This is a genomic window from Oceanidesulfovibrio marinus, assembly GCF_013085545.1.
GTDB classification, from domain to species: domain Bacteria; phylum Desulfobacterota; class Desulfovibrionia; order Desulfovibrionales; family Desulfovibrionaceae; genus Oceanidesulfovibrio; species Oceanidesulfovibrio marinus.
In genome coordinates this window covers 4,366,831-4,382,084 of record NZ_CP039543.1, presented here as the reverse complement: position 1 = coordinate 4,382,084, position 15,254 = coordinate 4,366,831, and the positions used below count along the sequence as shown (strand labels likewise).

Annotated in this window: 12 protein-coding genes and 1 riboswitch; of the genes, 11 read left to right on the top strand and 1 reads right to left on the bottom strand. The window is 65.2% G+C overall.

Features of this window, described 5'->3' with window-relative positions:
- Window positions 1-6: 6 nt before the first annotated feature.
- Window positions 7-291: a phasin family protein gene (locus tag E8L03_RS19210; RefSeq protein ID WP_144307291.1), complete on the top strand. Its 285-nt coding sequence runs from the start codon at window positions 7-9 to the stop codon at window positions 289-291.
- Between the two features lie 10 nt (window positions 292-301).
- The gene (locus E8L03_RS19205) at window positions 302-1,915 is read left to right on the top strand and encodes an ABC1 kinase family protein (protein ID WP_144307292.1); all 1,614 of its coding nucleotides are present in this window, start codon (window positions 302-304) and stop codon (window positions 1,913-1,915) included.
- A 302-nt stretch (window positions 1,916-2,217) separates the two neighbouring features.
- Here E8L03_RS19205 and E8L03_RS19200 read toward each other — a convergent pair whose 3' ends face one another.
- Window positions 2,218-3,600 (bottom strand): hypothetical protein, encoded by a 1,383-nt coding sequence (locus E8L03_RS19200; protein WP_171268228.1) that lies wholly within the window; start codon window positions 3,598-3,600, stop codon window positions 2,218-2,220.
- Window positions 3,601-3,704: 104 nt separating this feature from the next.
- Window positions 3,705-3,822: riboswitch (cyclic di-GMP riboswitch) on the bottom strand.
- Between the two features lie 274 nt (window positions 3,823-4,096).
- Here E8L03_RS19200 and hrcA point away from each other — a divergent pair.
- From hrcA to E8L03_RS19155, 9 genes are all read left to right on the top strand, one after another.
- On the top strand, window positions 4,097-5,131 hold the full coding sequence (gene hrcA, locus E8L03_RS19195; protein WP_144307294.1) for a heat-inducible transcriptional repressor HrcA: 1,035 nt from the start codon (window positions 4,097-4,099) through the stop codon (window positions 5,129-5,131).
- Between the two features lie 63 nt (window positions 5,132-5,194).
- Window positions 5,195-5,782, top strand: coding sequence for a nucleotide exchange factor GrpE (locus E8L03_RS19190; protein ID WP_144307295.1), 588 nt, complete (start codon window positions 5,195-5,197; stop codon window positions 5,780-5,782).
- Between the two features lie 146 nt (window positions 5,783-5,928).
- On the top strand, window positions 5,929-7,845 hold the full coding sequence (gene dnaK, locus E8L03_RS19185) for a molecular chaperone DnaK (protein ID WP_144307296.1): 1,917 nt from the start codon (window positions 5,929-5,931) through the stop codon (window positions 7,843-7,845).
- 117 nt (window positions 7,846-7,962) lie between these two features.
- Window positions 7,963-9,915: a penicillin-binding protein activator gene (locus E8L03_RS19180; RefSeq protein ID WP_144307297.1), complete on the top strand. Its 1,953-nt coding sequence runs from the start codon at window positions 7,963-7,965 to the stop codon at window positions 9,913-9,915.
- Entirely contained in the window at window positions 9,912-10,211 is a 300-nt protein-coding gene (gatC, locus tag E8L03_RS19175) for an Asp-tRNA(Asn)/Glu-tRNA(Gln) amidotransferase subunit GatC (RefSeq protein WP_144307298.1), read from the top strand. Before E8L03_RS19180 ends, gatC begins: the two co-directional genes overlap by 4 nt.
- Before the next feature lie 45 nt (window positions 10,212-10,256).
- The gene (gene gatA, locus E8L03_RS19170) at window positions 10,257-11,729 is read left to right on the top strand and encodes an Asp-tRNA(Asn)/Glu-tRNA(Gln) amidotransferase subunit GatA (RefSeq protein ID WP_171268227.1); all 1,473 of its coding nucleotides are present in this window, start codon (window positions 10,257-10,259) and stop codon (window positions 11,727-11,729) included.
- 139 nt (window positions 11,730-11,868) lie between these two features.
- Window positions 11,869-12,942 carry a tRNA 2-thiouridine(34) synthase MnmA gene (mnmA, locus tag E8L03_RS19165; RefSeq protein WP_244963584.1) on the top strand — a complete coding sequence of 358 codons (1,074 nt, stop codon included), beginning with the start codon at window positions 11,869-11,871 and terminating at the stop codon, window positions 12,940-12,942.
- The gene (locus tag E8L03_RS19160; protein WP_171268226.1) at window positions 12,939-14,255 is read left to right on the top strand and encodes a MiaB/RimO family radical SAM methylthiotransferase; all 1,317 of its coding nucleotides are present in this window, start codon (window positions 12,939-12,941) and stop codon (window positions 14,253-14,255) included. Before mnmA ends, E8L03_RS19160 begins: the two co-directional genes overlap by 4 nt.
- 97 nt (window positions 14,256-14,352) lie before the next feature.
- Window positions 14,353-15,246, top strand: coding sequence for a YicC/YloC family endoribonuclease (locus E8L03_RS19155; protein ID WP_171268540.1), 894 nt, complete (start codon window positions 14,353-14,355; stop codon window positions 15,244-15,246).
- Window positions 15,247-15,254: the final 8 nt, after the last annotated feature.

The following is a 15,254-nucleotide window of genomic DNA, read 5'->3' as shown; positions in this document are numbered from 1 at the left end:
ACGTACATGCAGCCGAAAGATCTACTCTACATGGGCCTTGGCGCGGCCTTCATGGCCAAGGATCGTGTGGAAGAGCTCCTGAACGACATCACGGAAAAAGGCGACATCAGCCGCGAGGAAGCCCGCAAGTTCATGGAGGACGCCAAGGAGCGCGCCCAAAAGGAACGCGATGATTGGGAAAAGAGCATGAAGGACTCGGTCCGCGAGGTTCTCAACGACTTCGGCGTCGCCACCAAGGACGATATCAAGAAGCTCGAAAAGCTGCTCAAGCAGAGCAAGTCCGCATCCTGATCACAGGCTGATGGACCACGCACCATCCCCGGGCCGGGACTCGCACGTCGAGCACCCGGTCCGGGCCGCCCTGCTCTCCACGGTGCGCATTCCGTTGCGCGTCTGGAAAGCCTTCCGCATCCTCCACACCGTCTTCCTCATCATCCGGGCCAAGGAGCGCTTTCTGCTGCTCCGGCCCCTGCCCCCGGACGCGCTCAAGGAATCCATCCTGGATCTCGGCGTCTGCTTCATCAAGCTGGCCCAGGTGCTGGCTACCCGCGCGGACTTCTTCAGCCCGGAGTACCTGGCCGAGCTGCGCACCATCCACGACGAGGTTGCGCCCATGCCCGAGGCCGATCTCGAAATCATGTACCGCCGGGCCTTCGGGGAATCGCCGCCGTTCATCTGGTTCGACCAGCGGCCCATTGCCTCGGCCTCCATCGGCCAGGTGCACGCCGCCCTGCTGCCCGGCGAGGTCAAGGTGGCGGTGAAGATCCGCCGCAAGAACATCGAGCACCGGGTACGGCTGGACCTGCGCATCCTGCGTGGGCTGCTCTTCGTGTTCCGGCCCTTTTTCAGCCGCTACACGCGCAACTCCCTGGAGGCGATCATCGCCGAGTTCGCCGTGATGATCGTGCGCGAGGCCGATATGGCCATCGAGCTGGAGAACCTGCGCAGGTTCAAGGAAAAATACAGCCACATAGACGTGCGGCTGCCGGACTACTACGCGGAGTACTCCTCGTCCGACGCCCTGGTCATGAGCTTTGAACGCGGCACGCGCATCGACAACGTGGTCGCGCTCCAGGCCAAGGGCATCGACTTCGAACGCCTCGTACACAAGGTCATCGAGTTCTACACCGAACAGATGCTGGTGCAGGGCTTCTTCCACTGCGATCCCCACCCCGGCAACCTGCTGGTGCAGGACGACGGCCGGCTCGTGCTGCTGGACTACGGCATGGTCAAGCGGCTGCCGGAGCACACGCGCATCGCCATGATCGAGTACGTCAAGGCCGCGCACGACCGCGACTACGACGTGTACGTGGCGGCGTGCAAACGCCTCGGCGTGGTCGCGGCCTCGGCGCCGGAGGACGAGATCCGCGAGTTCGCCGAGCGCATGTTCTCCATCTTCTCCAACCAGAACCTCAGCGCCTCCAGCATGCAGGCCCTGGCCCTGGACGTGCTGGACTCCATGCGCGACCTGCCCTTCAAGCTGCCACAGGAGGTCATCTACGTGCTGCGGGCCAGCGCGCTCATCGAAGGTCTGGGCACCAATTTCCTGGACAACTACAACGGCGTCAAAGACATCCTGCCCGTGCTGGTGAAAAACCTGGACCGCGCTCTCGGCGAGGAAGCCAGACTCTTCCCAAATCTGAAGAAGGAGCTCACCAGCCTGCCGCTCACCCTGCGGCGGATCAAGACCATCATCACCGACCTTTCCGACGGCTCCATGCGCGTGCGGCTGAACAACGAAACCGTGGAGGTCCTGGAGGTCCGCATCGCCAAGCTGCTGCGGCCCGTGGTCGCAGGCGTCGGCCTTATCCTGGCCGCCGTGTTCCTGCAGGGCGCGTCGTTCCAGGGGCACACCACCCTCGCCTGGATCTGCTTCCTGGCCGGCGTGCTCCGCCTGGCCACCTGCCTGCGCTGATAGCTGGACAATTTGCAATGGCTACGAAATCTCTGGGGGACGCCGTCCCCCAGGCCCCCTGCCAGGGGAATTCAATTCCCCTGGACCCCAGAAATGGGTTCACGATTCTCCAGGAAAGGAGAATCGGAACGGTGAGCAACGCGAACCGACCGCGAAGCGGCGAGCCCCAGGACGGGGCGAGTCAGGGAGCTTAGCTCCCTGGTGGGAGTTTGAGGGCAAAGCCCTCAATACTATTCGACCTTCGGGCGGAACGAGCCTGACGCCGCCACAGGGCAAAAGAGCAGTGCTGCGGTGATTACGAATCAGAGATTGCGGGAATCGGGGTCGCTGTCGGTTTGGGAGCTGAGCACTTCGGTGACCACGCGGTTGATGACGTCGTGGAACTCGTCCACATCGATGCCGGGGTTGTGCTTCTCTTCTTCCTGCTCTTCGAACTCGAAGCCGGACATGTCCGCATCCACGGCCGGTTCGTCGCCGTCACCGATGCCGAGTTCGTTGTAGGGATCGCCAGCGCCGACACCCTCGTCCTCGTCGTCGGGCTCGTCCCAGCCAGCGTCGGCAAAGATGTCGTCGTCGGTCTCCTCGGCGTCCACCACGAACATGTCCTCGTCGTCATCGTCGGCAAAGGGGTCGTCCGGAGCGTCGGCCATGGCGACCGGCTCTGCCGCTTCGGCCTTGGGAGCCGCAACCGGCCTGGCTGCAGGTGCGGCCGCAGGCGCGACCTTCGGGGCTTCGGATGCAGGCTCCGGCACAGGCGCTGGAGCAGCGTCCTCTACCGCCGGCTGTTCTACCGCAGCCTGGAGCGTCTTCTGCACGGACGGTGCTGCAGCGCCCTGCTCATCCCCGGTCCAGACCTCCTCGATCTCGGCAAGGGACGGCTCATCGGATGTCATCGGCTCGGGCGGCAGCTCCTTGGGCGTCATCGGCTCGGGCGGCGTGGGCTTGTTTTCCGCACTCGGATCCTTGGCCCACACCGGCGGCGGCTCGTCCAGCTCTGGAAGAGGCGAGGACGGCTTTTCGGGCTTGGCGACGATGCTCTCAGCGGCTGCGGCGGCAGGTTTGGCAGCGGCTTTTGCGGCGGACCGCGATGCCGCGGCAGGGGTCCGGGCGGTCTTGGCGGGTGCGGGGGGTGTTGCCGCCGGGCCGGTTCCGTCGCCATTGCCGTTGGCAAAGAAGGTGGTCACGTACGGCACGGGCACGGAACTCTGGTGCACGACCTCGTACGCGCCGAGCCGAGTAATGAAAAATTGCAGTATCTTGAGGATCTTCTGGGTCAGCAGACTGGCGCGCTTGCCCTTCTTGGGGATGTTGCCGTTGGTCATGCTCTCCACGCAGGCGGCGGCCACGAGGACCACGCCGTTCTCGCGCTGGAGCAGCTTGGGCAACCCGGCCACGCCGCGCAGCACCTCGTCCGCCAGGCTCCTGGAGCCCAGGCGGCTCATGCGCGCATGGAACTCGTCGAGAAACGCCTGGCTGACGGCGTCCGCGTTCCCTGGCTGGTTATACTGCAGGGCTTGAATCCAGAGTGTAACGATGAGAGGCAGATAGGAGGCGTAGAAGGTACGGAAGACCTGGGGCGGCTTGGCGTCGAGCGCAAGGATACGCCGCTCGTCCCGGCAATCGTATGTTCCGAGAAAAGCGAATAAATCCGTGACGACATGCTCGACGGACCGCTTGGGTTTCACGGCAGTCTCTTCCGTTCACATTGATCATCGCCACGGAAGCGCCGGAAATGAATCATCGCTGGAACACACAGCAGCCTCATGACGAAACGCATGCGCACCAGCACGTGGGCAACCCGGCCATCTCCCATACCCCCTTAACGCATGGGAAACCGCTTACGAATCAAGGGCATGAGACCCGTGGCTTTCCGTCCCCGTCTCGCGACGGGTTTGGCCTTAACCACCTGCTGTATCCCATATATTGGGATGTCATCAATTTGTCAACAAGGACAGGACGTTTAGCCCACCTCCCGCAGCGTTGTCGCGGCCGTCCCGCGCCCATGCTTCTTGACAGGGGGTAGAGCCGTTGTTACCCGTTTTAACAGTCGTCAGTGCCGCCCCCCAACAACTTAAATTTATAATAAAACTTCTACTCAGGGAGCATCGGCACCCTTCCTGCGGTATCCGGCGCGTTGCGCCGTTCCTTTTTGCTGCGGGCGACGCATATCGGGGTTCAGCCATGGAAGAACTGGTTCAAAGAGAGATCGACGTCCTGAAGACCATCATCGAGGAGTACATCGCCACGGGAGCGCCCGTGGGCTCCCGGATGGTCTCCAAAAAGTCGGGTCTGTCGCTCTCGCCGGCCTCCATGCGCAACGTCATGGCCGACCTCACGGAAAAGGGCTACCTGGCCCAGCCCCACACCTCGGCCGGACGCATCCCCACGCCAGAGGCCTTCCGCTTCTACCTGGGCTCCCAGCTCATGCCCCACCCCCTGCCGCCCCAGCTCAAGGACAGGATCGGCCAGACTCTTTCCGGCGCCGGGCTCGACCTCAAGGACATCCTCACCGAGGCTTCCAGGCTCGCCTCCACCATGACCAACCAGATCTGCATGATCGTGGCCCCCAGCCACGACGAGGCGCGCTGGAAGGAGATCGACTTCGTGCTCATCAAGCCCGGCCTGGTCCTGGCCGTGCTCGTGCTCGAAGGCGGCACCGTGCAGAACAAGCTCATCCCGGTGGGCGAGGTGTACAACCAGGACGACCTCGTGAAGTTCTCCAACTACCTCAACGAGCACTTCCGCGGCCGCTCCCTGTCCCATGCGCGCCTGCTCATCCACCGCGAGCTCCAGAGCGCCCGCCGCCAGATCGAGGCCCTTTCCCGCAAAGCCCTGCGCCTGGCCCGCTCCACCTTCGACGAGCCCACGGCCAGGGACGTCATCGTGGACGGCGCCACCAACCTCTTTGCCCACGCCGAGTTCGCCGAGGTGGAGAAGATGCGCGAGATCTTCAGCCTGCTGGAGGAGCGCAGCCGCCTGCTGGAGCTGCTGGACAAGACCATTGCCCACGAAGGCATCAAGGTCACCTTCTGTGCCGACGTCCACATGGACCAGCTGGAGGAGTGCTCCCTCGTATCCTCTCCGTATGGCGAGTTCGGCCAGCCCCTGGGGGTCGTCGGAGTCATGGGCCCGGTGCGCATGGACTACGCCAATGTGCTCCCACTGGTTGACTGTATCGCGAAAACGCTTACAGACATGCTCAAAGAACGATTCTAACGCCGGCTCCCAAGCCGGCGTCCTTTTGACAACCTTTCACCCTGTGACGAGGAGGCATGTCCCATGTCAGGAGACAGCCGCGTGGAAATCCCCGTGAACAAAGACGGTGACACCGCGAAAAACGGGCGGAAAGAGCAAGGCGTTGCGCCCGAGGAAATACAGCTGACGGACGAGGAGCTCGTCGCCCTTTGCAAGGAACGCGTCTGCAAGAGCTGCGACGAGAAGGAGCAGGCTGACGAGGAACGGTTGCGCAGCCTGGCCGAGATGGACAACTTCAAGAAACGCCTGGCCCGCGAAAAGGACGACTTCTGCAAGTTCGCCAACGAGGGCCTGCTGGCCGATCTCCTGCCGGTGCTGGACAACATGGACCTGGCCCTGGAGCACGGCGCCAAGGTGGAGGCGTGCAAGGACTTTGTCCTGGGCGTGGACATGACCCGCAAGATCTTCCTCGACATCCTGAGCCGCCAGGGCCTGACGCCGGTGGGCGAGGTGGGCGAGCCCTTCAACCCCGAAAAGCATGAAGCCATAGGCCACGAGGAGCGCCAGGACATGGCGCCCGAGCACGTCTGCACCGTGCTGCAGAAGGGCTATATCCTCAAGGATCGCCTGCTGCGGCCGGCCAAGGTCACCATCTCCCGCGCCGCGGAGTAAAAAAATTCCGCTTTCCCCCCTGGACGTAGGGGAATGATGGTTTAATATGTGTTGATTGCTTTTGAAAATGTAACGCTGTTTCGTCACTCTTCGCGCCATACACGCGCATAGCATTAGAAAGAACATTTGGGAGGAGGTATACTCATATGGGTAAAATTATCGGAATCGACCTCGGCACCACGAACTCCTGCGTCTATGTGATGGAGGGCAAGGAAGCCAAGTGCGTGACCAACCCCGAGGGCGGCCGCACCACGCCGTCCATCGTCGCCTTTACCGACAAGGAACGCCTCGTCGGCGAGATCGCCAAGCGCCAGTCCGTGACCAACCCGGAGCGCACCGTCTTCGCCATCAAGCGCCTCATGGGCCGCAAGGCGGACGCCGCACAGGTCAAGGAGTGGGAGAAGCATTCCCCCTATAAGATCGTGCCCGGCTCCAACGGCGACGCCTATGTCGAGGTTGCCGGCAAGAAATACAGCCCGGCCGAGATCTCGGCCATGATCCTGGGCAAGCTCAAGTCCGACGCCGAGTCCTACCTGGGCGAGACCGTCACCGAGGCGGTCATCACCGTGCCCGCGTACTTCAACGACTCGCAGCGCCAGGCCACCAAAGACGCCGGCCGCATCGCCGGTCTGGACGTCAAGCGCATCATCAACGAGCCCACGGCCGCGTCCCTGGCTTACGGCTTCGACAAGAAGGCCAACGAGAAAATCGCGGTCTTCGACCTCGGCGGCGGCACCTTTGATATCTCCATCCTCGAAGTCGGCGACAACGTCGTGGAAGTCCGCGCCACCAACGGCGACACCTTCCTCGGCGGCGAGGACTTCGACCAGCGCATCATCAACTGGCTGGTGGAGGAGTTCAAGAAGGAGAACGGCATCGACCTCTCCAAGGACCGCATGGCCCTGCAGCGCCTCAAGGAGGCCGCGGAGAAGGCCAAGAAGGAGCTCTCCTCCTCCATGGAGTCGGAGATCAACCTGCCCTTCATCACTGCCGACCAGTCCGGTCCCAAGCACCTCATGATCAAGCTCGGCCGCGCCAAGCTCGAGTCCCTGGTGGGCGACCTGGTCGACCGCACCATGGGCCCCTGCAAGAAGGCCATCGAGGACGCCGGCCTCAAGAACTCCGAGATCGACGAGGTCGTTCTCGTGGGCGGCATGACCCGTATGCCCCTGGTCCAGCAGAAGGTTCAGGAGTTCTTCGGCAGAGAGCCCAACCGCTCCGTGAACCCGGACGAGGTGGTCGCCATGGGCGCCGCCATCCAGGGCGGCATCCTGGCCGGCGACGTCAAGGACGTGCTGCTCCTCGACGTCACCCCGCTGACCCTCGGCATCGAGACCCTCGGCGGCGTGATGACCCCGCTCATCGAGCGCAACACCACCATCCCCACGCGCAAGAGCCAGGTCTTCACCACGGCGGCGGACAACCAGCCCTCGGTCTCCATCCACGTGCTCCAGGGCGAACGCCCCATGGCCGGCGACAACAAGACCCTGGGCCGCTTCGAGCTCACCGGCATCCCGCCGGCGCCCCGCGGCATCCCGCAGGTCGAGGTCACCTTTGACATCGACGCCAACGGCATCGTCAACGTCTCGGCCAAGGACATGGGCACCGGCAAGGAGCAGTCCATCCGCATCACCGCCTCTTCCGGCCTGTCCGAGTCCGAGATCGAGAACCTGATCAAGGACGCCGAGTCCCACGCCGAAGAGGACAAGAAGAAGCGCGAGTTGATCGAGGTCCGCAACCAGGCGGATACCCTGATCTACTCCACCGAGAAGTCCATCGCGGACCTCGGCGACAAGCTCGACGCGGCGCTCAAGGCGGATATCGAGTCCAAGGTCGAGGCCCTCAAGAACCTCAAGGAGAGCGACGACGTCGAGGCCATCAAGAAGGCCTCCGACGAGCTCGCCCAGGCTTCCCACAAGCTCGCCGAGCAGCTCTACGCCCAGCAGCAGGAGCAGGCCGGCGGCCCTGAAGCCGGCGCCCAGCCCGGTCCGGAAGCCGGTCCGCAGGCAGGCGGCGGTCAGGACGAGGACGTGGTGGACGCCGACTACACCGAAGTCAAGTAAAGAACGTCGCTCACGCCTTGCCAAATGTGAGGCGCACGGTATAACAAGGCCTAGTTCGTCGCGGTGTTTTCGCCGGGCGACTAGGCCTTTTTTCATTGCCCCCCAACGCACGAGACCATGAAAAAATCCCCACGCATGACCCGCTCTACCGTACGCTGCCTCGCCGCATGCGCGCTGCTCGTGCTTTTCGCGGCCGGTTGCCCCATGAAAGCCCCGCTTCCGCAACAGCCGACCGGCCCTGCCGTGGAGGCGCCTCTGGAGCAACGCGCCGACAACGCCTGGCGCGCCGGAGACATGGGCGAAAGCGAATTGCTGTACCAGCGCCTGCTGCAACAAAGCGACCTGACGCAGGACCTGCGGGTTCTGGCCTGGGACCGTTACATGCAAAGCGCCCTGGCCAACAGCCACTTCCACGCCGTCATCGGCAACATAGAAACCTACCGCGCGGCCGTGCCCGGCGGCGCCCAGTACGCGCCCTGGCAGGACGCCTACCTGCGCGCCATAGAAGGCGTGGGCGATACCGAGGCCAAGCGGGCCAACGCCGCCCGCATCGTGGATGACGCTTCCCTGCCGCCGCTGATGCGCGCCAAGGCAGGAGCCATCCTGGCCGGTTACTACTGGCGCATGGCCGACCTCCAGTCCGCCCTGCAGGTGCTCGACGATCTCTCCGCAGAGTTCCCTGCCCGTGGAGTGCAGTTCCAGGCCACGCTGGAGAGCAAGCTCTTCGACGAGCTCGCCACCGTGGACCAAAGTAACCTGGACGCCATGGGCTTCCTCATTCCGCCCACGCAGCAGAACGCGTTTCCGGCCACCATCATCGAGCTGGAGCACGCCCGCCGGCTGGCCAAAACCCCGGGCGGCATGCTCCAGGCGCGGCAGATCGTAGACACGATCCGGCCCCTGCTGGCCGACCCGGCCCTGGCAGACCGCGTCTTCATGGCCGCAACGCCGAAGTACGAGGGCGTCGAGGGCCTGGCTCTGGCCCTGCCCCTGTCCGGACCGTTCAAGTCCATCGGCTGGAAGATCATGCAGGGCGCCAACCTCGCCCAGGCCGAGCTCTCCTCCATGGGCTACGACGTCGCCGTGGAGGCCCTGAACACCGACTCCGCCGACTGGATTCAGAAGGTGCGCGACCTGCCCGCGCAGTACCACATCATCGGCGGTCCCCTGCGGCTCAGCGAGGTCTCTCAGCTCCAGGACTCCGGCCTGCTCCAGTCCCGCGCGTTCTTCACGTTCCTCAATTCCACCGGCGAGCTCACCGAGGGCTACGACGCGTGGCGCTTCTTCTCCAGCCCGCAGGACCAGGTCCGCGCCCTGGTCAACTTCGCGGCTACCCGCAATGGCGTGCGCCAGGCGGCCATCCTCTACCCGGATGAGCCCTTTGGCCGCAAAATGGGCGAGCTCTTCTCCGAGCAGGCCCGCGCGAGCGGCATGGAGATCACTGCCATGCGCGCCTACCCGCCCAAGGACCAGAGCAGCTGGTACGACATCGTGGGCCAGCTCGTGGCCACCGCCCAGTTCGACGCGGTCTTCATCCCCGGCGACTGGGAGCACGCCAAGATGCTCGTGCCCAACTTCGTCTACCACAAGCGCGGCGACGTGCTGGTGCTGGGCCCGGCCCTCTGGGCGCAAACCCTCTCGCGCCAGAGCTATGTGGTGGAGAACGACTTCCGCTACACCGCCTTCCCCGGCGCCTGGTGGTCCGGCAACACGGCCCCGGCCGCGCAGAGTATGGATACCCAGGCAGCGCAGAAAAACATCGAGGTGGATTTCTGGGTCGCCCTGGGATACGACTTCGTCCGCTTTGCCAACGCCTTCGGCACCCTGCCCCAGGCATGGACCGCCCAGGACGTGAACCAGCGCCTGCAGGAGTCCGCCCAGCTCATCAACTGGGCCGAGGCCCCCATCACCTGGAGCCCGCAGGGCATGGCCGAGCAGGACCTCTTCCTCTTCCGGCCCACGCTGCAAGGCTTTACCCTGTACGACGATGCCACAACCGGCGCGCCCGCCCAGCCCGAGCAGCCGGTCTATGGTCCGAAAACACGCCAACCCACACCGAATCTGCCATGAGCCAGAATCAACAGTCCCTTTCCACCGAAGAAGTGGCCCGCATCGCCCGCCTGGCCCGGCTTGCGCCTTCCCCGGAGAAGCTCACGCTCTACGCCGGCCAGCTCGGCGACATCCTCGGCCACATGGAGATCCTCGCCGAGGTGGACGTGACCGGCGTGGAACCGCTCTACTCCCCGGTGGAGCATGAAACAGTGTTCCGCGAGGATACGGCCGAACGCCGCGCCACCCGCGAGCAGATCCTTTCCAACGCGCCCCAGGATGACGGCGCGTTCTACATCGTTCCCAAGATCGTCTGATCCGCCGCACCACCTCAGACGAATAAGCCTTTTCCAGAGCCGACAATGTCCGATCTCGTTACCCTGAGTCTGAAGAACGTCCGTGAGAAGCTGGCGCGCAAGGAAGTGAGCGCCCGCGAGGTTGTGGACGCCTGCCTCGACCGCATCGAAGCCACCGACGCCACGCTCAACGCCCTGACCCGGCCCATGCCCGAGGAGGCCCGCGCCCGCGCCGACGCCCTGGACGCCGCCGGCCCTGACCCGGACAAGCCGCTCTGGGGCGTGCCCATCGCCATCAAGGACCTCATCTGCGTCTCCGGCGTTACCAACACCTGCGGATCGCGCATCCTGGAAAACTTCGTGCCCTTCTACGACGCGCACCTGGTGTCCAAACTTCTGGACGCCGGCGCGATCATCATCGGCAAAGCCAACCTGGACGAGTTCGCCATGGGCTCCTCCACAGAGACCTCGTACTACGGCGTCACCCGCAACCCCTGGGATACCGACCGCATCCCCGGCGGCTCCTCCGGCGGCTCCGCCGCCACGGTCAGCGCCAACCAGTGTTACGCCTCCGTGGGCACGGACACCGGCGGCTCCATCCGCCTGCCCGCTTCCCTCTGCGGCTGCGTCGGCATCAAGCCCACCTACGGCCGCGTCTCGCGCTACGGCCTGGTGGCCTACGGCTCCTCCCTGGACCAGGCCGGCCCCTTTGGCCGCACCGTGGAGGACGCCGCCATCATGCTGGAAACCATGGCTGGCCACGACACCAAGGACTCCACCAGCGTAGACTGTCCCGTGGAGCCCTACGCCAGGTTGCTGGCTGAGCGCGGCGACCTGAAGGGCCTCACCGTGGGCCTGCCCAAGGAGTACTGGGGCGAAGGCCTGGACCCCGAGGTGGAGCGCACCCTGTCCAAAAGTCTGGACACACTCAAGGATCTCGGCGCCACCCTCAAAGAGGTCTCCCTGCCGCTGACCAAGTACGCGGTGCCCACCTACTACATCATCGCCATGGCCGAGGCGAGCTCCAACCTCGCCCGCTTCGATGGCGTGCGCTACGGCCGCCGCGCCGAAAAGCCCGAGGACCTCATGGACCTCTACGTGCGCTCCCGCACCGAAGGCTTCGGCGACGAGGTCCAGCGCCGCATCATGATCGGCACCTACGTCCTTTCCGCCGGCTACTACGACGCCTACTACCGCAAGGCCGCGCAGGTCCGCCGCCGCATCCGCGACGACTTCCTGGCCGCCCTGGACGGCTGCGACGTGCTCGCCGGCGCTACCTCGCCCACCGTGGCCTGGCCACTCGGCGCGCTCACGGACGACCCACTCAAAATGTACCTCATGGACATCTTCACCCTGTCCATCAACCTCGCCGGCCTGCCCGGCCTCGTGCTGCCCGTGGGCCGCGGCGGCGAATCCGGCATGCCCGTGGGCCTGCAACTCATCGGCAAGTCCTTTGACGAGACCACCCTCTTCCAAACCGCGCACCTGCTGGAGCAGGCCGTGGAACCCATCGGACAGCCGGCTGGTATTCCCGGATAGGAGTCTCGTGTCCAAGAATATGGACGCCTTGACTCGCCCCAATATTCCGAGGGCTCTGCCCTCGGGCACCCGCCAGGGAGCAGGGCTCCCTGGACCCTTTTCTGGGGTCCAGGGGAACAGTGTTCCCCTGGCAGGGGGCTTGGGGGACAGCGTCCCCCACCAGCCGCGCCGGGTCGCGGTGGCGGTCTCGGGCGGTCGGGACAGTCTTCTGGCGCTGGCGTTGCTGGTGGAGACGTACGGCCCGGACAATGTCATCGCCATCCATGGGCTTTTCATCCGCGAGGCGGACCAGCGGTTGTGCGCGGACCTGGAGCGTGTCTGCGCCTTGCTCAGCGTGCGCCTGGTGGTCGCGGACGTACGCGACCGGTTTGAAGAGGCGGTCATCCGGCCGTTTGTGGCGGAGTACGCTGCCGGCCGCACGCCCAATCCGTGTGCGCTCTGCAATCGCGAGGTGAAGTTCGGCCTGCTGCTGGACGAGGCCCGCGGCCACGGCGCGTCGCACATCGCCACGGGCCACTACGCCAGGCTGGAGCACGGTCCGGAGCGCACGGCCTTGTTTTGCGGTGCCGACCCGGCCAAGGACCAGTCCTACTTCCTGTCTCTGGTGCCGGAACGCGCCCTGGCCTGCGCCATCTTTCCCCTGGGCGAGCGCTATAAGCGTGACACCATGGCCGCCTTGCAGGAACGCGGCCTCACCCCGCCCGCGCCTGGCGAGAGCCAGGAGGTCTGCTTTGTGCCGGACGACGACTATGTGGCCTTTATCGAGGCGCGGCAGCCCGAGCTCTGCGACGCCGGCCCCATCGAGCTGCCCAGCGGAGAACGCCTGGGCACGCATGGCGGGCTGCACCGCTACACGCCAGGCCAGCGCCGCGGCATCGGCGTGGCGTACGCGGAGCCCCTGTACGTGCTCGGCAAGGACCAGCCCCGCAACGCACTGATCGTGGGCTCCAAGGAGCTGACCACGGCGGCCAGCTGCACGGCCCGGCAGGTGAACTTGCTCGTCCCGCCCACTGAGTGGCCTGAGAAGACCCTGGTCAAGACGCGCTATCGCCAGCAGGCAGCGCCGGCTCGTGTGTCGTATGGGCAGGACCGGCTCGACATCCGCTTTGATACGCCGCGCTCCCTGCCGGCAGCCGGGCAGGTGGCTGCGGTGTACGACGCTTCCGGCCGGGTGCTTGCCGGCGGCATCATCACCACAGAGACGCCGGCATGACGCAGCGCTTCCACATCGTGACCATGGGCTGCAAGGTGAATCAGTACGAGAGCCAGGCCCTGCGCGAGGCGTGGCGCGCCGCCGGGCTGGAGGAGACGGATGATCCGGCCACGGCCCACATGCTGCTGGTGAACTCCTGCGCGGTCACGGCCCGCGCCATCCGCGACCTGCGCCAGCGCGTCTCCCGCCTGGTGCGCGAGAACCCGAAGGCGCGCATCGTGCTCACGGGCTGCGCGGCCGAGGCCTGCCGCGACGAGCTGTCCGACTTGGCCGGCGTCAGCGAGATTGTTCCCCAGAAGCAGAAGACGGCGCTGCTCACACGCTACGCCGCCGCGGCGGCATCTCCCAACACCACAGTTCCCACAGAGTTCCACGTGACCGGGGCGGAGCGCGCCCGCGGCAATCTGGTGGTCCAGGACGGCTGCTCCCACAACTGCGCCTACTGCATCGTGCCGCGCGCCCGCGGCGGCCCGGTGAGCCGCCCGGCCGACGCCGTCATTGCCGAGGCGCGACGGCTGCTCGGCTCCGGCGTGCGCGAGATCATGCTCAGCGGCGTGAACCTGCGCCAGTACGGGCCGGACCTCGATCCACCGAGCGATTTCTGGAGCCTCCTCGCAGCGCTGGACGCCGCGCTTGCGCCGGAGTGGACCGGCCGCGCACGGCTGCGCCTTTCCTCGCTGGACCCCTCGCTGCTCACCGACGCCGGCCTGGAGACCATCGCCGGCTGCTCGCTGGTCTGCCCGCACCTGCACGTCTCCCTGCAAAGCGCCAGCCCCGGCGTGCTGTCCGCCATGCGCCGCAGCCACTACACGCCGGAGCAGATTCAACATTTTGTGGAAGAGCTTTCCGCAACCTGGCCGCGCTTTGGCCTGGGCGTGGACGTCATCGTAGGCTTCCCCGGCGAGAGCGCGGAGGACTTCGCCAGGAGCGAGGAGTTCTGCCGCGCCCTGCCACTGACCTACGCGCATGTCTTCCCTTTCTCGCCAAGAAAAGGCACCGTGGCAGCGGGCATGCGTGATGATGTGCCGCCTCAGGAGAAAAAACGCCGCGCCGCGGTTCTGCGTGGCATCGCCGCGGAGAAGAAGCGCACGTTCCTGCACGCCGAGACGGAGCTGGACGCCGTGACCGTGGCGCTGGAGTCCGCAGGAGACGCCGCGTCCACCCCTGCCACTACAGCCAGGGGTACCTCGGAGACGTACCTGAGCTGCGTGTTCGACCAGACGTTGGAGCCTTCGCTGGTGGGTCGGCTGATCCCGGCACGGCCCGTGGGCGTGCGCAACGAGACGCTGGTCGTCACCCGCATCACGCCATGACCTTCCGCCTGGATGGAGCGCCTTCCGCTTGTCCAGGCGCCCGAAATCTATTATAAAGCACTTGAATGACAGCAAAGGAGCACGAAACGTGCGCAGCATGACAGGATATGGACGGTCCTCCACACAGGCAGGCGGCGACGTCGCCAACGCCGGCCCGGGCTGGTCCTATACATGGGAAATAAAAAGCGTAAACAGCCGCCACCTTGACACAAAATGGCGCATGCCCCCCAGCGTGCGCAGCCTGGAGCAGGAGTGGGAAGGCCTGGTCCGCACCAAGGCCTCGCGCGGCCGGGTCGAGATATATCTCCATCTTTCCATCTACCGGCCGGACCTCCTGGGCGTGCGACTCAACCGCCCGCTGGTCCGCGCCATGACCGAAGAAGTCCGCGCCCTGGCCGAGAATGACGGCCTGGACTTCCTGCCGGACTACAACCGCTTTTTCAACATCTCCAGCCTCTGGGAGGAGGACTCCAGCGGCGTGGACGCGACCATGGCCGAGAGCCTGTCACAGGGTCTTTCCGACGCCCTGGACGACTGGAATGCCTCGCGCGCCAAGGAGGGCGAGAGCCTGTACGCCGACCTCACCTCGCGCCTGGCCACGCTCAAGAGCCTGCACGGCGATATCTCCGCGCGTGTGGTCGAGCTGGGGCCGGAAAAGGCCAAGGCCATCGAGGAGCGCCTCACTGCTTTTCTGGCCAAGCACGACCTCGCCCCGGACGAGAACATGCTCCTGCAGGAGGTCGCCGTCCTCTCCGACAAGCTGGACGTGAGCGAGGAACTGACGCGGCTCAAGGCCCACCTCAACCTCATGGCCGAGCTTCTGGAGGCCGGCGGCGAGTGCGGCAAGCGGCTCGACTTCACACTTCAGGAATGTTTCCGGGAGATTAACACCTGCGGCAACAAGGCCCAGGACCCGCAGGTCTCACACATGGCCGTGGACTTCAAGGCCGAGCTTGAAAAGTGCCGTGAACAGGTGCAGAATCTTGAATAATATGTAGG